Genomic DNA, 17,688 nt, shown 5'->3' with positions numbered 1-17,688 from the left:
GGCCGCCACGCTGGCCACCGTGGCGGCGGCCTTTTGTTCCTGCTGCTGGCGCACGGCTTCCACCTGCCGGCTGAGGGATTGCAGCTGTTCAGTGACGAAGTGGCCGTCGACCGAAACCGCGCTGTCGAATTGCAGCGAGTCCAGCGGCTGCTTGCGCAGCAGCGCCACGTAGGCCTGCACCAGCTCGCCGGTGCGCTGGCGTTCGCGCAGCAGCGGCGCGGCCTGTGCCGCGGCGGCCTGTCGTACGCCGGCCAGCGCAGCATCGAGCTGCGACAGGCCACGCGCGACGTCGGCGGCGGCATCGTCGCGCTCGGTGCTGCTGGTGGCCATGGTCAGCGCCAACTGGGCACGGCCAAGGGTGGCCAGTGCTGACTGCGCGCGCTCGGCCGAGATGGCACCGTGCATGTCGTGCTGGTACAGGGTGTCGGTGCGCGCCTTGATCGAGACCAGGTTGGCGATGCCGGTCAACCCGACGGCGGCGCCGAACAGGTACACCAGGGTAAAGGCGGCGCACAGGCGCGCCACCAGCGGCAGGCGGCCCAGTCGTGCGGAAAACCGCGCGAACAGCCGCGCGGGGGCAGCTGCCCGGCTGCGGCCGGGCAGGCGTGTCTTGATGACTTGCAACACGGAGAAGACTCCAAACGGGCGCGCTGGCATCCAGAAGGATGCACGGCCCGGGCTTGACCCGAATTGCCGCGCGCGCTGTCCTCTGTCCGGGGCGGTCGCAGGCGGCGCACGGATGGTCGGTCATCAACGTGACGCCGGCGTGACATGGAATGAGGATTTTTGTCATCACGCTGTCATATCCATGTCATGCAATGTCGCTCGCCCATCTTGCTCGATCCCCGGATTTCCCTCCATGACAGGCCTGCCTGCCGCCACGCCTTTGCACGACCGCGCACCTGTCGCATCTGATACCCCCATCGCAGCGGCGCTTGCGCGTGCGCGGCTGCCGCCGCTGCACGCGGTATTCCAGCCGATCGTGCAGGCCGACAATGCCGAGATCCTCGGCTACGAGGCGCTGATCCGGGGCCCGGCGGGCTCGCCCTGGGCGAACCCCGACGCGTTGTTCCGGCTGGCGCAGGGCGTTGCCGCGACCATGGCGCTGGAGATCCACGCGGCGCGCACTGCGTTGGCCGCCTGGCGCAGCCTGGACCTGCCCGGCAAGCTCTTCCTCAATTTCAGCCCCATGACGTTGCGGCACCTGCTGGCCGAGCGCGGGCGGCTGATGGCGGCGCTGCTGGAGGCCGGCATTGCGCCGTCGCGCCTGGTGATCGAAATCACCGAACAGACCCCGATCGGCGATGCGGCCAGCTTTGCCCAGGCGATGGCGGTGCTGCGCGAGCTCGGCATGCAGTACGCGCTGGATGATTTCGGCACCGGGCATGCCAACCTCGACCTGCTGGCGCACCTGTCGCCGCAGTTCGTCAAGATCGACAAATCGCTGGTGCGGGGCATTGCGTCCTGTTCGCGCCGGCTGGAGATCCTGCGCGCGCTGCTGCGCGTGATGAGCGCCTTTGGCGGGCGCGTGATCGCCGAAGGCATCGAAGACGAAGACGAGCTTGCCGTGATCCGCGACCTTGGCGTGACCGGCGCCCAGGGCTACTACGTGGGCCGGCCCGTGGCGCGGCCGGCCGCGCAGGCGCCGCAGCACGTGCACCAGGCGCTGGCTTCGCGGCATATCGCCGTGTTTCCGCAAATGGTGCGCTCAGGCTGGTCGGGCATCACCGCCGGGCGCCTGCTGCGGCCCGCGCCGACCGTGTCGCCTGCCACCAGCAATGACGCGGTGCTGCGCATCTTCCAGGACCAGCCCGACCTGCAGGCCGTGGCCGTCGTCAATGACGAAGGCCGGCCGCTGGCGATCATCAGCCGCCAGGCTTTCATCGACCGCTACGCGGCGCCGTTCCATCGTGAGCTGTATGGCAAGAAGGCCTGCATTGCCATGGCCAACCGCGAGCCGGCCTGCTTTGACCATCGCGCCAGCCTGGAGGAGATGGCACAGATCCTGTCCGGCGAGAACACGCGCTCGCTTGCCGATGGTTTCGTGATCACCGAACAGGGCCGCTATATCGGCCTGGGCACCGGCGCTGACTTGATCCGGGCCATCACCGAAGTGCGCATGGAGGCGGCGCGCTATGCCAATCCGCTGACCTTCCTGCCAGGCAACATCCCGCTGAACCAGCATATCGAGCGCCTGATCGAAGCCGCCAGCGAGTTCCGCGCCTGCTATGTCGATCTGAACCACTTCAAGCCCTTCAACGACAAGTATGGCTACTGGAAGGGCGATGAGATGCTCAAAGGCGCGGCCGCCATCCTGGCCGAGGCCTGTGATCCCGCACGCGATTTTCTCGGCCATGTGGGCGGCGACGACTTCCTGGTGCTGTTCCAGAGCAGCGACTGGGCCGCGCGCTTGCAAGTTGCGATCCGGCGCTTCAACGACGCGGCGCGCGCCATGTATTCGCCCGCCGATCGCAGCGCCGGCGGCATGCATGGCGAAGACCGGCACGGGCGGCCGGTATTCTTTGCGCCGGTGTCGATGGCGGTTGGCGTGGTGTGTGTGAGCGGAGAGGGCGTGGCGGGCCTGCAGCGGCTGGGCAGCCAGCATATTGGCGCCGCTGCGGCGGCGGCCAAGCGCGAGGCCAAGCGCTCGGCAACCGGCATGGCCGTGCTGGATTTCCTGTCGCTGGCCGCGACGCTGTCGGTCTAGCGGTCCGGCTGCCTGCGGCTGGTGACCTGGCGGCCCGCCGCGGGCAGCCTGGGCGCGTCGCCCCCTTCCAGTACGTCAAGCCGGTAGCCGTGCGCGTAGACGACGGTGATGACGATGCCGTTGGCGATGCCGATGCGCAGGGTCTTGCGCAGGCGCGAGATCAGTCCCGCCAGTGCCCGCGACAGCGGCGCCAGTTCATGCCGCCACACCGCCTGCTGGATGCGGTCGCTGGACAGGACCCTGCCGACATTGGTAAACAACAGCATGGCCAGGTCGAATTCCTTCGGCGTCATTTCGATGCGCTCGTCGCGCAGCGTGGCAAAGCGGCCCACGCTGTTGAGCTGATAGGGGCCGACGCGCACTACCAGTCCCTGGCGCAGGCGCTCGCCGGTCACCCGGCGGCGCAGCGCCGTGATGCGTGCCATCAGCACGCGCACATTGAGCGGGCGGCACACGTAGTCATCAGCGCCGGCATCGAGGGCATCGACGAGGCCGTCTTCACTGCTGTCGGCCGCAAGCATGATGATGGACACATCGCGTGAGCGCGCACAGCGAACGGCACGGATAACGTCGATGGCTGGCAGGTCAGGCAACTCGTCATCGATCAGCAGCATGTCGAACGGTACCTGGTTGACACCGTGGATCAGGTCGCGGCCCGTTTCAAACACGTTGCAACGATAACCGGAACGTGCCAGCAGTTCCGGCACCGGCCGGAGTTGGGGCGACTTGCCCATGAGCAGCGCAATATTCATCGATGGCGAAATACGAGAGCCGTGGCAGGGACGGCCGGACCGCGGTAGGGCAGGAGCCGGGGACAGCGATGGAACGAAGGCAGGCACCAGGCGCGCGCGCACGCAGCACTACCGTTCGCAAGCAGCAAGCGTACAAAAAGTGTGGTCAACAGGACAATCAGACATTTCTGAAATTTCTGCTGTTTTTTGATGGCGCTCGCGTTGTTGGCGTGAGGGAGCGCATGTCGGCGGGGCCGATGGCGATATGGAAAGTTGTCCACAGCTCCTGTGGACAAGCCAGGGCGCAGTGGCCGAACTGCGGCCTGGCACCGTGATGCTGTCGGCGTGCCAAAAAAGAAGGCAGCGCGTGGGCGTTATGGGCGCCGTGCTGTCAACATCCGGGCAGGGTGTGCCAAAATAGCGCGCATCGCGTTCCGGTCCGGGGACTCAAGCCCACCGATGCTGCAGAGCCCGAGTGTCATCGCCATCATCGTCCTGTGCTTTCACGCCGTCGGCGTGGTGGCCGCCCTGCATGCCGTCATGACGGTGCGCACCGCGCCCGGCGCGATCGCGTGGGCGGGGTCGCTGCTGATGATGCCGTACTTCACGCTGGTGCCTTACCTGATCTTCGGGCGCAGCACCTTCGCCGGCTACGTCGATGCACGGCGCTTCAATGACGACCACCTGCGCGAGCTGCGCCACGGCATGACCCCGCGCGAGCGCGAGGCGCGCAGCGCCTGCGTGGTCCATGCGCCGGCGCAGGCCTGCATGCGTGCGCTGCCCCGGCTGACCGGCATGCCGTGCCTGGCCAACAATGACGTGCGCTTGCTGGTCAACGGCGAGCAGACCTTCGAGGCGATCTTTGCCGCGATCGCGCGGGCCAGCCAGGTGCTGATCGTGCAGTTCTTCATCGTGCATGACGACGCGCTGGGCCAGCGCCTGCAGGCGCTGCTGTGTGAGCGCGCGCGGGCTGGCGTCAAGGTGTACTTCCTGTTCGATCGCATCGGCTGCCACGCGCTGCCGCGCAGCTACGTGCGCACGCTGATCGAAGCTGGCGTGGATGCGCGCGCGTTCTCCACGCACCGCGGCTTTGTCAACCGGTTCCAGCTCAATTTTCGCAACCATCGCAAGCTGGTGGTCGTCGATGGCAGCGAGGCCTTTGTCGGTGGCCACAACGTCGGCGTAGAATACCTGGGCGAACGCCCGCCACTGGCGCCGTGGCGCGACACCCATATTGCGCTGCGCGGCAGCGCCGTGCTGGACCTGCAGATGGCCTTTGCCGAAGACTGGTTCTGGGCCGCGCGCGAGGTGCCGCATCTGCTGATGCCGCCGCCAGAGGTGGGCGGGCGCATGACCTGCCAGGTGGTGCCGTCAGGCCCTGCCGACGCGCAGGAGACCTGTTCGCTGTTCTTTGTCGAGGCCATCCAGGCGGCGCGCCACCGGCTGTGGATCACGTCGCCGTATTTCGTGCCCGACGAGGCGGTATTTGCGGTGCTGCGGCTGGCCGTGCTGCGCGGCGTGGATGTGCGCATCCTGATTCCGGCGCGGCCCGATCACCTGGTGGTCTATGCCGCCTCCACCATCTATGCGTACCAGGCCGTGTCCGCCGGCATCAAGCTGTATCGTTACCAGCCGGGCTTCCTGCACCAGAAGGTCATCCTGATCGACGACGAAGCCGCGGCCGTCGGCACGGCCAACCTGGACAACCGCTCGTTCCGGCTCAACTTTGAGCTGATGGTGATGACCGCCGACAAGGGCTTTGCCGCGAGCGTGGCCACCATGCTCGAAGCCGACTTCGCCCAGGCCCGGCGCGTCGGGCTGAACGAGTTCCTCGACGCGCCGGCGCCGCTGCGCGTGGCGATGCACGTCGCCAAGCTGTTTGCGCCAATCCTCTGAAGCCCGCGTTCCGGTCCGCTGGTTCCTGCAATCCTCAATGCAACAGACTTGTTGCGGCTTGATTGTGTACACTGTTCACTATAAGCGTATGCACATCATGAACCGTTATCCATATTCAAGGGGGGCCGCATGACCCGGGCTGTCCCCGCGCCCCCGGCGCGCGCCACCTACCGCCACGGCGACCTGCGCCGCGCGCTGCTGGACGCCGGCATCGACCTGGCGCGCGAGGGTGGCCCCGACGCCATCGTGCTGCGCGAGGCCACGCGCCGAGCCGGCGTGGTACCCAATGCCGCGTACCGGCACTTTGCCAGCCGGCAGGACCTGCTGCAGGCGGTGCGTGCCTCGGCCTTGTCGTCGCTTGCCATTGCCATGGAAGGTGAAATCGGCGGGCTGCGCCCGGGCCGCGGGGCCGCCGCGCATGCGCGTGCCTGCCTGCGTGCGGTCGGCACCGGCTACCTGCGCTTTGCACTGGCCGAGACCGGACTGTTCCGCACCGCGTTTTCGGTGCCGGATGAAGTGGAAGATGATGCCGACCCGGCCAAGGCAGGCAACAGCGGCCTCAATCCGTTCCAGCTGCTGGGCGCGGCGCTCGACAAGCTGGTGGAAGCCGGCTTGCTGCCGCCCGAGCGCCGGCCGGGTGCGGAGTACCTGGCGTGGTCGGCCGTGCACGGCCTGGCCATCCTGCTGATCGACGGCCCGCTGCGCAGCCGCGCCAAGGAGCAGGCAGAGATCCTCGGGCAGCGCTTGCTCGACATGGTCGAGAAGGGCCTGTAGCAGGATCGCGGCGAAAAAAATGCCACGATGGCGAGAACCATCGTGGCAGTGTAAGGAACCAGGAAGGGGGTCAACCTGGCTCAGTCGGGGCACCCGCGGGCCGGGTGCAAGAGGACTGTATTCCGTTGCTTCTCATCTGAATATCGGACATTTCTTAAATATGGCCCTGAATTGTCTCGATATACGCACGTCGATTGCTGCGCGTCATCAGGGCGCGGCCGCATTTCGAGGAATTGCGCAGCCTGCAGAACAGTCTAACTTGCTGTCAGGCAGCCGGACGCCGGCGCCACGGTGAGGAGCGGATCATGCGATATGGATTGGGAGCGGCCCTCTGTGTGGCGGTGCTGGCTGGCTGCGTCGCCTATCCCTATGCAGGCGACCCTTACTACCCCGCTTATCCGGCCTATCCGGTTTCCTCTGCCTACTACGACGGCTACCCGGCGCCGGCGTACTACCCGTACTACCGTCCCTGGCCCGGCTACGGTAGTTTCTATGGCAGCTTTACCTATATCCACGGCGGCGGTCACGGCAGACACGGCGGGCATCACTGGCATGGCGGTGGTGGCCGTGGGCACGGCGGCTGGCATGGGGGCGGGCGCGGCGGCAGGGGCCGATGAGCCTGCGTCGCTGTGATGGCAATGCGGCCTGCAGGGGATTACCATCCGCTCATGGAAGCCAACGGAGCCCCATCGCCATGACCAAGCCCGCAACGCAGAAGCACCAGACGCCAGCCTCCCGTGAACAGCAGCGGAAGGATGAACTGATCGAGCGCGAACTGGACGAGGCGCTGAAAGAGACGTTCCCGGCGAGCGACCCCGTGGCAGTTGATACCCATGCGCCGCGCAAACCCGGGCCGGAACCGAAACCGGCGAAGTAGGCGGGCAGGCTATGCCGAGGGGCGCGCAACGCGCCCGCGCGATCCGGCGTGCTATGGCAACTGGCGCAGCTGCCCGATCACCGACATCAGCCGTCCGTGCGCCACGATGACGCCGGACTCGTCCTGCAGGGCTTCCTGGTAACGCTTGCGGAAAGCCGGATCAGAACCGTCGCTGAACAGTCTTTCCGCCGCGCGTCCGACTGCACGGCAGGTTTCGTCGTGGTGTTCCTTGGCCTCCAGCTCTTCGTCTATCTCGATGATCAGGCGCGACAGCGGGTCAAGCCAGCGGAAGTAGTTGTCTTCAGTCACCAGTTGCACAAACAGGCCTGCCGGAATCGGGCCGTTCAGGCGCTCATACTGGGTCCTGTCGTAGCCGATGACTTCCTTGTGAACCTGCAGCAAGGCAGCTCGCAGGGCTTTCAGCCCCGAGCGCCGGGTTTCCTGGGTGGCGAGGAATTGTTCGTTGGGCATCCCCATCTCCGCGTTTCTACTTGTTCCGGTCCAGGCAGGTGGTGCGCAATTGCATCCCATGGGCCGCCGCTGCACATCGTGCCAGTGGCGATTGCCTGCCGGATTCTCCGGGCGCGGCCGGCCATGCCTGGCACTGTGCGGCGCGCTGCCAGTATAGGCACCCCCCGCAGCCCGAGCCAGCGCTGCCAGCTAGCGAAATACCCGTATTTGCGCCGGCTGCGCGGCATGATTGGCGCCAGTTGCAAGCCGCCCTCAGTCGCCTTCGGCGGGTTGCGGCGCTTGCGCCAGCAGGTCGGCAGCACGCGAGCGCCGCGCGTCCGCGGCGCGGAAGTAACGCACTACCGTCGACACGCTTGCGTGGCCGGTCATGGCCATGGTCTCGGCCAGCGGCACCTGTTGCGCAGCAGCCTCGGTGACAAAGCCCGAGCGCAGTGAATGCGCTGAGTAGTCGCCCTCCAGTCCCGCCAATGCGCAGCGCGTCTTGACGATGCGGCTTACCGCCGCATCGGACAAACCTTCTCCTACATGCCCACCGCGGCGGATGCGGCGAAACAGCGGCCCGCTGTTGATGCCGGCGGCAGCAAGCCATGCTTCCAGCGCCTGGCCGGCGGCACCGGTGACGGGCTTGGCGGTATCGGCGCGCTCGTTGCCTGACTGGTTGGTCTTGGACCAGCCCAGTGCGTAGACGAAATCACCGGGGCCAAGCCGGGTGAGGTGGTCGAGGGTCGCGCGCGCGACCTCAGAGCGGCGGCGCCCGCCACTAGCCCAGGCGAACAGCAGCAGCGCGCGGTCGCGCAGGCCGCGCAGCGAGTCATCGCAGGTATCGAGCAGGCGCAGCAACGGATCGCGGGTCAGCGCCGCCTTGCGCGCCTGCCGCTGTCCGCGTCGCGCATAGGCACGCCGGATGCCGGCCATCAGTTCGCGCACCGCAGCTTCGGCACAGGGGTTGGGCAGGGCCTGCAGGCGGTGGGCCTTGGCCAGTACCGCCAGCCGGTGCGTCAGCGTGGACAGCGCGGGCGGGCCGGGTCGTGCCTTGTATCCGTCAGCGACCAGCGCCTGGTCGATGGCCGCGGGCATCTCGCAGACAGGACCTTGCGGCGTCTGGCGCGTGGCGTGGTCGACGATGAACTGGATGACGACGGCAGGCGCGAGCGGGAGCCGCACAGGTTGCCGGTAGCGCAGGGCATACCAGGCAGACCAGTAGCGCAATGCGGACCGGTAGCTTGCCACCGTGTTTTGGGATTCGCCTTCGCGGCGCAAGGCATTGGCCGCTTGCTCGGCAAGAGGATCCAGTTCGGACGGACGAAGCGGCGCCGGTAGTTCGACATCGGATGCGATCGGTGGAAAGTAGGCCTCGTGGGCTTCTCTGATTTTTATCATATTAAATATGATGTATGCTGTAATATATCATACGAAAAAGACAAATAACAGCCGATAAGTCTCCATTATTGAGCCTTATTTGTCCTCTCACAGACTATTTGCCGGATCCCATCATGGAAACCCTCCGCAGCCGTGGCATTACCCGAGACGACGTCTGGCAGGCCGCCGACAGCCTGCTCAAGGCCGGCCAGCGGCCCACCATCGAACGCATCCGCCTGCACTTGGGGCGGGGCTCGCCCAATACGGTCAGCCCGCACCTGGACGCCTGGTTTGCGGCATTGGGTGGACGTATCCAGGATCCACAGGGCTTTGCGCCCGCACCCGGATGCCCGGAGCCAGTCACAGAGGCAGCGCGCTACCTGTGGGAAGCGGCGCTGCAGGTAGCCAAGGCTTCGGCCGAGGCCGCGCTGGTGCAGCGTGAGGCGGCGCTGGCCGAGGCCCGGGCGGCACTGGAGCAGGAGCGCGAAGCGCTGGCGCAGGAACGCCAGGTCATGCAGGCCCGACTGGAAGGGGCCGAGACGGCCATGGCGGAACTGACACGGGCCCGAGACGATGCCACGGAGCGCGCCATGCGTGCTGAAACAGCGGCCGCTGCCTTGCAGCAACAGACGGGGACCATGCGCGCAGAGTCGGCCGCGGCGCTGTCGGCACACAACGCCATACAGCAGGATTTCGCCGCGCAGCGGGCGGCGTGGGACCAGGAGCGGGAAACCGTGACCCAGCGCGCCGCCGCCAATGAGCGCCGCATGGCGCTGGAGCTGGACGCCGCGCGCGTGGCGGCCAGGGAAGCCCAGAAGCTGCTGGAAGCCGAGCGCAAGGCGGCCGTTGAGCGGCTGACGCGTGCCGCCGAGGCTGCGTCGCGCCAGGGCAGCGAGATGACCCGCCTTGGCCAGGCGCTCGCGGTGCTGGAAGAACGGGTGCGGCAGCGGGAAAGCCTGCTGGCCGAGTACCGCGACCAGGCGGATGCCGCAACCACGGCCAGCGCCGGCCCCGCCAATCCGGCAGTCCGCCGCACACGGCCGGCCCGCGCTGCGCTGGCCGCCGGCAAGGGCAGTCGGCGGCGCACGCGAGGCTTATAGTGCACCTGGTGCAGTGCCAATTCAGGGATGCATGGCGGGTGCCCAGGTGGCTTTTGTCAATTGAGCTATACTGAATGCTCATTTGATGAGGTCTGCCATGCCGCTCACGCTCACTCCCGAAGGCCGCTATCCGCTGGCTCATGAACGCCCGGCTCCGCCCGAGCTGAGCGTCAACAACTACGTCGCCGTCTATGAGGCCAGCCTGTCGACGCAAGGCGCCATGTCGGTCATCCGCGCGATTCGCGAAGGTGTGCCGGCTTCAGACCTGACCCGCCTGGCCGAATCCATGGGCACGACCAAGGAGCAGCTGATCAAGACACTGGACTTGCCGCGCGCCACCGTGGACCGCAAGGCACGGGCGCACCAGAACCTGTCGAGCGAGCAGAGCGAGCGTGTGCTGGGCATGGCCCGGCTGGTCGGGCAGGTCCAGGCGCTGGTGGAAAGCTCGGGCGATCCGCGCGGTTTCAGCGCGGCACAGTGGGTGGCGCAGTGGCTCGAGCAGCCGTCGCCGGCGCTGGGCGGGCGCCGCCCCGCTGAGCTGATGGATACGCTCGCCGGCCAGCGCATCGTTTCCGACCTGGTCGCCAGGATGCAGAGCGGGGCGTACGCGTGAGGCCAGCCTGGCGGATCGCGACCGACACCCCGGACTACACCGCGGACGATGCCAGCGGCGCCGGCGCCAAGGCCACCGGCGGGCGCTGGAACCGGCAGGGCACGCCCTTGATCTATGCAGCGTCCAGCATCGCGCTGGCTTGCCTGGAAACGCTGGTCCACCTGGGCGCGGGCGGGCTGCCGCTGAACCGCTACCTGGTCCGGATCGACATTCCCGATGAGCTATGGGCGGCCGCGCAGCAACTGAGCGCCGACACCGCCCCCGTTGGCTGGGATGCCATTCCCGCCGGCAAGACCAGCCTCGACACCGGCCAAGCCTGGACCGCCGCGGGCACCAGCGCCTTGCTGCTGGTGCCTTCCATCGTCATCCCCGAAGAGCACAACGTGCTGGTCAACCCGGCACACCCAGACGCCGCGCGGCTGGCCTACGTCAAGCTGCGCCGCTGGCAGTACGACGCGCGTCTGGTCTGAGGCTCAGGCCGTGGCGCCGGCGCGCAGCATGTGCTTCTGGATCTTGCCGCTGGTGGTCTTGGGCAATGCGTCCAGGAAGTGATAGCGGCGCGGGCGCTTGTAGGCTGCCAGCCGGTCACCCTGCAGCAGGAAGGCGTCGAGCTGCGCCGCGCTGACCGGTGCGTCGCCCCGCGTCACCACATAGGCGCCAACGACCTGGCCCCAGGTCGGATCGGGTTCGCCCAGCACGGCTACCTCCAGCACGGCCGGGTGTTCGATCAGGGCGTCTTCCACCTCGCGCGGATAGACGTTTTCCGCGCCGGAATTGATCATGTAGTCGATGCGGTCGCGGATCCACAGATAGCCGTCCGCATCCAGGCTGCCGAGGTCGCCGGTGTGGTACCAGCCGTGCGCCAGCGCGCGCGCATTGGCATCCGGGCGGTTCAGGTAGCCCTGCATCATGCACGGGCCACGCACCAGCACTTCGCCGACTTCGCCCGGCGCGCACGGCTGCAAGGGGGCGGTCGGTTCGCCGTCGTCGCGCAGCCTGGCCACCACCAGTTCATGGCCGAGCGCGGGCAGGCCTGCCGAGCCGGCGTGGCTCAGCTGCTCATGCGGGTGAAGCACCGACATGCACGGGCCCATTTCCGTGGTGCCATACACCTGCACCAGCCCGGCGCCGATCTTGCGGTCCCATTCGCGGATCAGGTGCGGCGCCATCGACGCGCCGCCGTATTCCACCAGCCGCAGCGAAGACACGTCGCGCGCGTCGGCATCCGGATGGTTCAGCAGCATGCCCACCATGGTCGGCGCGGCAAAGAAATGCGTGACGCGCTCGCTTTCCACCAGTTGCCAGGCCTCGCCCGCGTCGAAGCGGCGCTGCAGTACCTGCGTCGCGCCAACCTGCAGCCGCGGCAGGAAGCTGGTGTGCAGCTCGGCAGTATGGTTCAGCGGCGCCACCGACAGGCCCACGTCCTCGCGCGACAGCGTCATGGCCTGGTGCATCATCGCGTTGTGCTGCAGCTTGCTGCGATGGGTGTGGACCACGCCCTTGGGGCGGCCGGTGGTGCCGCTGGTGTACATCAGGATGCAGGGGTCGTCTTCATGGACCGTCACCGCGGGCGGCGTGGCCGGCTGGCCCGCGGCCAGCGTGTCGAGCCGATGCGTGGCGAAGGCGGGCGCGGCATCGGGGTCGGCATAGATGCGCAGCGCGGTGCCGGGGGCCAGTTCGGCCGCCCTCTCCACCACGCCCGCGCCTTCCTGTTCGAACAGCACTGCCTTGGCGCCGCCATCGTTCAGGATGTAGGCCAGTTCCTGCGCAGCCAGGCGGTAGTTGACCGGGTTGTAGACCGCGCCGATGCGCGCAGTGGCCAGCAGCGTAAAGACGAAGGCCGGGGTGTTGTAGAGGAAGGCCGCGACCACGTCGCCCTTGCCGATCCCCAGCGACTGCAGCGCGTGCGCGTGGCGGTTGACCTCGGCATCGAGCTCCGCATACGTCCACGCGCGTCGACCGGCACCGATGCCGCTGACCAGCGCGGTCTTGCGCGGCAGGTAGCGCGCGGGCCAGGAGAGGGTGTCGCCAAGGGTGGTGCCGCGGGTCAAGGTTGTGCTCCGGTCGTGGTCCGCTGCCGGCGAGCCGGCAGGTGGTTGTTGTCTTGTAAGCCGGACAATATAGAGCGGCGGGTGGGGCACATGGAAATAACGTTTTGCTCTTTCCTTATGCCGGAGCGGCCGTCACGCGATAACGCCCTTGCGGGATACTGTATATTCATACAGTTATCGCCGCGCCCCGTTCCTGTGTCCGCCGTCCCGCCACGCATTCCAGCCCCGCCTGCCACGTCAGCCGCTCCGGCCTACGTGGTGGCCGTGCGTGCGCTGTGCGAGTTCATCGCCAAGGCGGGTGACCTGGACCTGCGCTTCGTGCCGACGCCATCGGCGCAGGAAGGCATGGCCGGGCATGCCGTAGTGACCAGCCGGCGCGCGGAGGGCTACCAGGCCGAGGTGGCGCTTGCCGCCGATTTTGGCCCCTTGCATGTGCGCGGCCGCGCCGACGGCTACGATCCCGCGGCCAACCGGCTGGAAGAAATCAAGACCGTGCGCGGCGATGCCGCCGTGCCGGACAACCACCGCCACCTGCACTGGGCGCAGGCCAAGGTCTACGGCTGCCTGCTATGCCGCAAGCTGGGGCTGCCCGGGCTGGAGATCGCGGTGGTCTATTTCGACATCGTCAGCCAGCGCGAGCACCCGGTCGCGGAGCACTTCACCGCGCAGGCGCTTGAAGCCTTCTTCGTGCAGACCTGCGAGCAGTTCCTGCACTGGGCGCAGGCGGAGCTGGCCCACCGGCAGGCGCGCGATGGCGCGCTCGCGCAGCTGGCCTTTCCGCACCAGGGTTTCCGCCCGGGCCAGCGCGAACTGGCGCAGGCGGTCTATAACGCCAACCGCGCGGGCCGCCACCTGCTGGCGCAGGCGCCCACCGGCATCGGCAAGTCGGTCGGTACATTGTTTCCGGTGCTCAAGGCCATGCCGGGGCAGGGCATCGACAAGGTGTACTTCCTGTCGGCCCGCTCCACCGGGCGCGGGGTGGCGCTGCACGCCACCAATGCGCTGCGCGGCCACGGCGCGCAGCCGCTGCATGTGCTGGAGCTGGTGGCCCGCGACAAGGCCTGTGAGCATCCGGAACTGGCCTGCCATGGCGAGTCCTGCCCGCTGGCGCGTGGCTTCTATGACCGCCTGCCGGCAGCACGCGAAGCGGCGCGCGGCGTGCCGGTGCGCGACCGCGCCGCGGTACGCACGCTGGCGCTGGCACACGGGATCTGCCCTTACTACCTGTCGCAGGAGCTGGTGCGCTGGAGCGACGTGGTGGTGGCCGACTACAACTACTACTTCGACCGCAGCGCGTTGCTGTATGCGCTGACCGCGGCCAATGGCTGGCGCGCGAGCGTGCTGGTGGACGAGGCCCACAACCTGGTCGAGCGCGGCCGCGCCATGTACACCGCGGAACTCGACCCCCAATCGCTGCGCGAGGTGCGCCGCGGTGCGCCGGCCATTGTGCGCAAGCCATTGACGCGGCTGGCCCGGCAATGGAGTGCGCTGGCGCGCCAGAGTGACGACGCGTATGAAGTCCTGCCCGAAGTGCCCGCCGCCTTGCGCCGCGCGCTGGACGAATGCTGCGCGGCGGCACTGGCGCATATGACCGAGCATCCAGGCGCGCAGGATCCGGCGCTGCAGCGCTTCTATTTCGATGCGCTGCATTTTGGACGCCTCGCCGAGCAGCTCGATGCGCATTCGCTGTTCGATATCCAGCGCGTGCCGCGCAGCGGCCGCGGCCACCATGCGCGGCTGTGCCTGCGCAATGTCATCCCGGCCCCGTTCCTGCGCCCGCGCTTTGCCGCCGCGCATTCGGTCACGCTGTTCTCCGCGACCCTCGATCCCGCCGCCTATTACCTCGATACGCTGGGTTTGCCTGCCGATTGCGCGCGGGTGCAAGTGCCATCGCCGTTCCGGGCGGAGCAACTGTCAGTGCGGATTGCAGCGCGCATCTCCACCCGCTATGCGCGGCGCGAACAATCGCTGCCGGCCATCGTCGCGCTGATGGCCGGCCAGTTCCGCGCGCGGCGCGGCAACTACCTGGCGTTCTTCAGCAGCCACGAGTACCTGCAGCAAGCCGTGGCCCGCTTTGCCCAGTCTCACCCGGATATTCCGCATTGGGTGCAGTCGCGGGGCATGGACGAAGCCGCGCAGGCGGCGTTCCTGGATACGTTTGCGGAAGGCGGCGAGGGCATCGGTTTTGCGGTGCTCGGCGGCGCCTTTGCCGAAGGCGTGGACCTGCCCGGCGAGCGCCTGATCGGCGCCTTTGTTGCCACGCTGGGGCTGCCACAGTTCAACGCGGTCAACGAGCAGTTCCGCGCGCGCATGCAGCAGGCGTTCGGGCAGGGCTATGCCTATGCCTACCTGTATCCCGGGCTGCGCAAGGTGGTGCAGGCGGCGGGCCGGGTCATCCGCACGCAGCAGGACCAGGGCGTGGTCTACCTGATCGACGACCGCTTCGCCGCGGCCGAGGTGCGCGAACTGCTGCCGGCATGGTGGGAAATCGCCACGGCGGCGTAGAAATTACACAGCCGGGCCGGTCTGGGGCATCCTCTTTGCGCGGTGCCTGCCCGGAGTCGCCGCTGGAACGAATCTGGCAGGCATGCGGATGTCATCAGCCAGCTGTCGCGAAAGGACCAGATCCATGCCCATGACCCAACAATACGCGGCCACCGAGCCGACCCGCACGGAAGTGGATGCGCTGCCGGGCGCCACCGTGCTGGAATTCGGCGCCCCGTGGTGCGGCTACTGCCAGCGCGCCCAGCCGGCGCTGGCCGAGGCCTTTGCCGTGCATCCGGCGTTGCGCCATCTCAAGATCGAGGACGGCAGCGGGCGCCGGCTCGGCCGGTCGTTTCACATCAAGCTGTGGCCGACGCTGGTGTTCCTGCGCGACGGCCAGGAAGTGGCGCGGCTGGTGCGCCCGACCGAGTCCGACCCGATCCGCGAGGCCATGCGCCGCATTGCGTAGCCCGGCCGCGCGCTGCCTTATTTGGCGAACACCTGTCTCAGGTCGCCAAAGGCCTTGAACTCCAGCGCATTGCCCGACGGATCCAGGAAGAACATGGTGGCCTGCTCGCCAACCTGGCCCTTGAAGCGCACATGCGGCTCGATCACGAACTGCGTGCCCGCCGCGCGCAGCCGCTCGGCCAGGGCCTCCCATTCGGCCATCGGCAGGATCGCGCCGAAGTGCCGCACCGGCACGTCATCGCCATCAACGGCGCTGGTGGCGCGGTGTCCGCACTCCTCGGGCGACAGGTGCGCCACCACCTGGTGGCCATAGAAATTGAAGTCCACCCAGGCCTCGGAACTGCGCCCTTCGGGGCAGCCAAGCAAGTCGCCATAGAAGCGCCTTGCCTCGGCCAGGTCGCGCACGGGGAAAGCCAGGTGGAACAGGGGGATAGAGGAAGTCGCGCTCATGCGGGGGGCCTTTGTCGGGTGTCGGTATGCGGGCAGGCGTTGGCCAGCGCGTTGATTGTAGCCAGCACAACCCGTAATATGAAGCGAATCATTTTTGCCCTGAGCATCAGACTTTTCGATAGATGATCCGCTACTTCCAGACCTTCCTGGTGGCCGCCGAAACCGGCTCGTTCTCCGCCGCCGCGGCGCGGCTGGCGCTGACGCAGTCGGCCGTCAGCACGCAGATCCGGCGGCTGGAAGAGGACCTGGACTGCGTACTCTTCGATCGCACCGGCAAGTCGGTCGCGCTCAGCGAAGCCGGGCGCCGGCTGGTGCCGGAGGCGCGGCGCTTTGTCGAGCTCTATGCCGCGATGAAGGACCGCGCCGGCCCGCACGCCGACGCCGCGCCGGTGGAGCTGGGCGCGGTGTCCACGGTCCAGGCCACCTTGCTGGCCGATGCGATGCGGCATTTCCGGGGGCGGTTTCCGGACTCGCACGTCAACGTGGTGCCGGGCATGTCCACCCAGCTGCTGACGCAGGTGGATGCGCGCGAGCTGGATATCGCCGTGCTGATCCGGCCGCGGCTGGGCTTTCCGCCGGACCTCAAGTGGGTGCCGCTGGTGCGCGAGGGCTTTGTCGGCATCGGTCCCGCCGGCGCGCCTGCAGACCTGCGCGCGCTGCTGGAGACGCTTCCGTTCATTCGCTACAACCGCCACAGCACCGGCGGGCAGCTGGTGGACGGCTACCTGAAGCGGCAGCGGCTATGGGTCAGGGAAGGGATGGAGCTGGATGAGCCTGCCGTGATCCTGCAGATGGTGGCAGCTGGCCTGGGTTGCGCCATCATCCCGTCCGAACTGGTGCCATTGCAGCAGTCCGCGGGCGTGGTGCAGGCGCCATTGCCGGGCGGGCCGCTCTATCGCGATGTGGGCGTGCTAGTGCGCGAATCGGCACTGCGCCGCGCGCCGGTGGCGGCGCTGATCGATGCCTTTGTGGCTGCCAGCGCGCGCTGGCAGCCTGTCGTGGCGTAAGACCGGACGACTCAGCGGCTGCCGGGCAGGACCAACGTGACCAGCACCGAGGCATCGGAAATGGCGGTGACGTCGTAGCGCACGCTCGGCCCGAGGTAGAGCAGGTCGCCCTGGTGCAGCTGGCGCTCGGCGCCGTCCACCCGCACGCGCACCTCGCCCTCCAGGCATTGCACGGTCATCGGGCCATCCACCGCATGGGGCGGCACATGCTTGCCCGCCTTCAGCACCAGCCGCATCACTTCCAGCGGGCCTTCCTTGAACAAGGCCTGGGTCGCGGTCTGGTCCAGCCGTGTGCCTAGTGGCAGCACGCTGGCGATCTGTCCGGATGCAAGATGGGGAAGGGACATGCGCGGCTCCTCGCTCTTCTGGTGGGGTGGCTTGTCAGGCACGGCCGGCGCCTGGCGGCGGCACGCCTTCTCAATCTAGCACCGGAGCGCACACCTCAGTAGTACTCAGCGTGATGTAACCGGCGAAGGCGCCGACGCGGCAACGTCCACTTGTGCGCAAGGCGTGGCATTGCGAGCTTGTGCGGTGCGCTCGGCTGAGGTCCTGGCAGCGGCGCGGCCGCGCTCGATCACAGCCCAGTCAGGACCGGCGGCAGGGGAAAAGATGCGGCCAGGGCGCCAAGGCCGAGCAGCGCGAACAGGATGGTTTTCATGAGGGAGGTCTTCAGGAGCAACGGGAGAAGAGACGGGGCCTT

At 67.8% G+C, this 17,688-nt stretch carries 17 protein-coding genes and 1 pseudogene; 11 read left to right on the top strand and 7 right to left on the bottom strand.

Features of this window, described 5'->3' with window-relative positions:
- Nucleotides 1–627, bottom strand: a pseudogene (locus CF68_RS24710) (methyl-accepting chemotaxis protein); the annotation flags it as partial.
- A gap of 232 nt (nucleotides 628–859) precedes the next feature.
- Between CF68_RS24710 and CF68_RS24705 the strand changes: the two are divergent.
- Entirely contained in the window at nucleotides 860–2,707 is a 1,848-nt protein-coding gene (locus CF68_RS24705; protein WP_035823948.1) for a phosphodiesterase, read from the top strand.
- Here CF68_RS24705 and CF68_RS24700 read toward each other — a convergent pair.
- The gene (locus tag CF68_RS24700; RefSeq protein WP_035823946.1) at nucleotides 2,704–3,459 is read right to left on the bottom strand and encodes a response regulator transcription factor; all 756 of its coding nucleotides are present in this window, start codon (nucleotides 3,457–3,459) and stop codon (nucleotides 2,704–2,706) included. The two genes, CF68_RS24705 and CF68_RS24700, sit on opposite strands and share 4 nt — an antisense overlap.
- Nucleotides 3,460–3,897: 438 nt before the next feature.
- Between CF68_RS24700 and cls the strand changes: the two genes are divergently transcribed.
- The 4 genes from cls to CF68_RS24685 all read left to right on the top strand — a co-directional run bounded on the left by cls (nucleotide 3,898) and on the right by CF68_RS24685 (nucleotide 6,985).
- Nucleotides 3,898–5,334, top strand: coding sequence for a cardiolipin synthase (cls, locus tag CF68_RS24695; RefSeq protein ID WP_035823943.1), 1,437 nt, complete (start codon nucleotides 3,898–3,900; stop codon nucleotides 5,332–5,334).
- A 129-nt stretch (nucleotides 5,335–5,463) separates the two neighbouring features.
- The gene (locus tag CF68_RS24690) at nucleotides 5,464–6,108 is read left to right on the top strand and encodes a TetR/AcrR family transcriptional regulator (RefSeq protein WP_035823940.1); all 645 of its coding nucleotides are present in this window, start codon (nucleotides 5,464–5,466) and stop codon (nucleotides 6,106–6,108) included.
- 305 nt (nucleotides 6,109–6,413) lie between these two features.
- On the top strand, nucleotides 6,414–6,725 hold the full coding sequence (locus CF68_RS36475) for a hypothetical protein (protein WP_084187415.1): 312 nt from the start codon (nucleotides 6,414–6,416) through the stop codon (nucleotides 6,723–6,725).
- A 77-nt stretch (nucleotides 6,726–6,802) separates the two neighbouring features.
- On the top strand, nucleotides 6,803–6,985 hold the full coding sequence (locus CF68_RS24685; protein WP_035823939.1) for a hypothetical protein: 183 nt from the start codon (nucleotides 6,803–6,805) through the stop codon (nucleotides 6,983–6,985).
- A 51-nt stretch (nucleotides 6,986–7,036) separates the two neighbouring features.
- On the opposite strand, the gene CF68_RS24680 is transcribed toward CF68_RS24685, so the two are convergent.
- Together CF68_RS24680 and CF68_RS24675 are read right to left on the bottom strand one after the other, a co-directional pair.
- Nucleotides 7,037–7,462 (bottom strand): hypothetical protein, encoded by a 426-nt coding sequence (locus tag CF68_RS24680; RefSeq protein ID WP_035823937.1) that lies wholly within the window; start codon nucleotides 7,460–7,462, stop codon nucleotides 7,037–7,039.
- A 246-nt stretch (nucleotides 7,463–7,708) separates the two neighbouring features.
- Nucleotides 7,709–8,836 carry a site-specific integrase gene (locus CF68_RS24675; RefSeq protein ID WP_035823934.1) on the bottom strand — a complete coding sequence of 376 codons (1,128 nt, stop codon included), beginning with the start codon at nucleotides 8,834–8,836 and terminating at the stop codon, nucleotides 7,709–7,711.
- A gap of 113 nt (nucleotides 8,837–8,949) precedes the next feature.
- Here CF68_RS24675 and CF68_RS24670 point away from each other — a divergent pair, with 113 nt between their 5' ends.
- The 3 genes from CF68_RS24670 to CF68_RS24660 all read left to right on the top strand — a co-directional run bounded on the left by CF68_RS24670 (nucleotide 8,950) and on the right by CF68_RS24660 (nucleotide 10,998).
- The gene (locus tag CF68_RS24670; RefSeq protein ID WP_035823932.1) at nucleotides 8,950–9,915 is read left to right on the top strand and encodes a DNA-binding protein; all 966 of its coding nucleotides are present in this window, start codon (nucleotides 8,950–8,952) and stop codon (nucleotides 9,913–9,915) included.
- 97 nt (nucleotides 9,916–10,012) lie between these two features.
- Nucleotides 10,013–10,528 carry an antitoxin Xre-like helix-turn-helix domain-containing protein gene (locus CF68_RS24665; protein ID WP_035823930.1) on the top strand — a complete coding sequence of 172 codons (516 nt, stop codon included), beginning with the start codon at nucleotides 10,013–10,015 and terminating at the stop codon, nucleotides 10,526–10,528.
- Nucleotides 10,525–10,998: an RES family NAD+ phosphorylase gene (locus CF68_RS24660; protein ID WP_035823927.1), complete on the top strand. Its 474-nt coding sequence runs from the start codon at nucleotides 10,525–10,527 to the stop codon at nucleotides 10,996–10,998. The genes CF68_RS24665 and CF68_RS24660 overlap by 4 nt, the downstream gene beginning before the upstream one ends.
- Before the next feature lie 3 nt (nucleotides 10,999–11,001).
- On the opposite strand, the gene CF68_RS24655 is transcribed toward CF68_RS24660, so the two are convergent.
- The gene (locus tag CF68_RS24655; protein ID WP_035823925.1) at nucleotides 11,002–12,579 is read right to left on the bottom strand and encodes a fatty acid--CoA ligase; all 1,578 of its coding nucleotides are present in this window, start codon (nucleotides 12,577–12,579) and stop codon (nucleotides 11,002–11,004) included.
- Between the two features lie 195 nt (nucleotides 12,580–12,774).
- Here CF68_RS24655 and CF68_RS24650 point away from each other — a divergent pair, with 195 nt between their 5' ends.
- Together CF68_RS24650 and CF68_RS24645 are read left to right on the top strand one after the other, a co-directional pair.
- Complete coding sequence (locus CF68_RS24650) at nucleotides 12,775–15,084, top strand: ATP-dependent DNA helicase (protein ID WP_051591670.1); 2,310 nt, start codon at nucleotides 12,775–12,777, stop codon at nucleotides 15,082–15,084.
- Between the two features lie 124 nt (nucleotides 15,085–15,208).
- Nucleotides 15,209–15,532 (top strand): thioredoxin family protein, encoded by a 324-nt coding sequence (locus CF68_RS24645; protein WP_013952898.1) that lies wholly within the window; start codon nucleotides 15,209–15,211, stop codon nucleotides 15,530–15,532.
- Nucleotides 15,533–15,549: 17 nt separating this feature from the next.
- On the opposite strand, the gene CF68_RS24640 is transcribed toward CF68_RS24645, so the two are convergent.
- A complete protein-coding gene (locus CF68_RS24640; RefSeq protein WP_035823921.1) occupies nucleotides 15,550–15,981 on the bottom strand; it encodes a VOC family protein in 432 nt (143 codons plus the stop codon).
- Between the two features lie 122 nt (nucleotides 15,982–16,103).
- Here CF68_RS24640 and CF68_RS24635 point away from each other — a divergent pair, with 122 nt between their 5' ends.
- Complete coding sequence (locus CF68_RS24635) at nucleotides 16,104–16,988, top strand: LysR family transcriptional regulator (RefSeq protein WP_035823919.1); 885 nt, start codon at nucleotides 16,104–16,106, stop codon at nucleotides 16,986–16,988.
- A gap of 11 nt (nucleotides 16,989–16,999) precedes the next feature.
- Here CF68_RS24635 and CF68_RS24630 read toward each other — a convergent pair whose 3' ends face one another.
- Entirely contained in the window at nucleotides 17,000–17,335 is a 336-nt protein-coding gene (locus CF68_RS24630) for a cupin domain-containing protein (RefSeq protein WP_013952900.1), read from the bottom strand.
- Between the last annotated feature and the right edge of the window lie 353 nt (nucleotides 17,336–17,688).

The organism is Cupriavidus sp. SK-4, assembly GCF_000611125.1.
Classification (GTDB): Bacteria; Pseudomonadota; Gammaproteobacteria; order Burkholderiales; family Burkholderiaceae; genus Cupriavidus; species Cupriavidus necator.
Note: the sequence above shows the minus strand (reverse complement) of the source record. Positions and strands in the feature narration are given on the sequence as shown.

What these genes read in the sequence shown, in the direction of transcription:
- CF68_RS24690 (WP_035823940.1), top strand. Translation starts at nt 5,464, where the DNA reads ATGACCCGGGCTGTCCCCGCGCCCCCGGCGCGCGCCACCTACCGCCAC.
- CF68_RS24645 (WP_013952898.1), top strand. Translation starts at nt 15,209, where the DNA reads ATGCCCATGACCCAACAATACGCGGCCACCGAGCCGACCCGCACGGAA.
- CF68_RS24705 (WP_035823948.1), top strand. Translation starts at nt 860, where the DNA reads ATGACAGGCCTGCCTGCCGCCACGCCTTTGCACGACCGCGCACCTGTC.
- cls (WP_035823943.1), top strand. Translation starts at nt 3,898, where the DNA reads ATGCTGCAGAGCCCGAGTGTCATCGCCATCATCGTCCTGTGCTTTCAC.
- CF68_RS36475 (WP_084187415.1), top strand. Translation starts at nt 6,414, where the DNA reads ATGCGATATGGATTGGGAGCGGCCCTCTGTGTGGCGGTGCTGGCTGGC.
- CF68_RS24635 (WP_035823919.1), top strand. Translation starts at nt 16,104, where the DNA reads ATGATCCGCTACTTCCAGACCTTCCTGGTGGCCGCCGAAACCGGCTCG.
- CF68_RS24700 (WP_035823946.1), bottom strand. Translation starts at nt 3,459, where the DNA reads ATGAATATTGCGCTGCTCATGGGCAAGTCGCCCCAACTCCGGCCGGTG.
- CF68_RS24630 (WP_013952900.1), bottom strand. Translation starts at nt 17,335, where the DNA reads ATGTCCCTTCCCCATCTTGCATCCGGACAGATCGCCAGCGTGCTGCCA.
- CF68_RS24665 (WP_035823930.1), top strand. Translation starts at nt 10,013, where the DNA reads ATGCCGCTCACGCTCACTCCCGAAGGCCGCTATCCGCTGGCTCATGAA.
- CF68_RS24640 (WP_035823921.1), bottom strand. Translation starts at nt 15,981, where the DNA reads ATGAGCGCGACTTCCTCTATCCCCCTGTTCCACCTGGCTTTCCCCGTG.
- CF68_RS24680 (WP_035823937.1), bottom strand. Translation starts at nt 7,462, where the DNA reads ATGGGGATGCCCAACGAACAATTCCTCGCCACCCAGGAAACCCGGCGC.
- CF68_RS24670 (WP_035823932.1), top strand. Translation starts at nt 8,950, where the DNA reads ATGGAAACCCTCCGCAGCCGTGGCATTACCCGAGACGACGTCTGGCAG.
- CF68_RS24675 (WP_035823934.1), bottom strand. Translation starts at nt 8,836, where the DNA reads ATGATAAAAATCAGAGAAGCCCACGAGGCCTACTTTCCACCGATCGCA.
- CF68_RS24685 (WP_035823939.1), top strand. Translation starts at nt 6,803, where the DNA reads ATGACCAAGCCCGCAACGCAGAAGCACCAGACGCCAGCCTCCCGTGAA.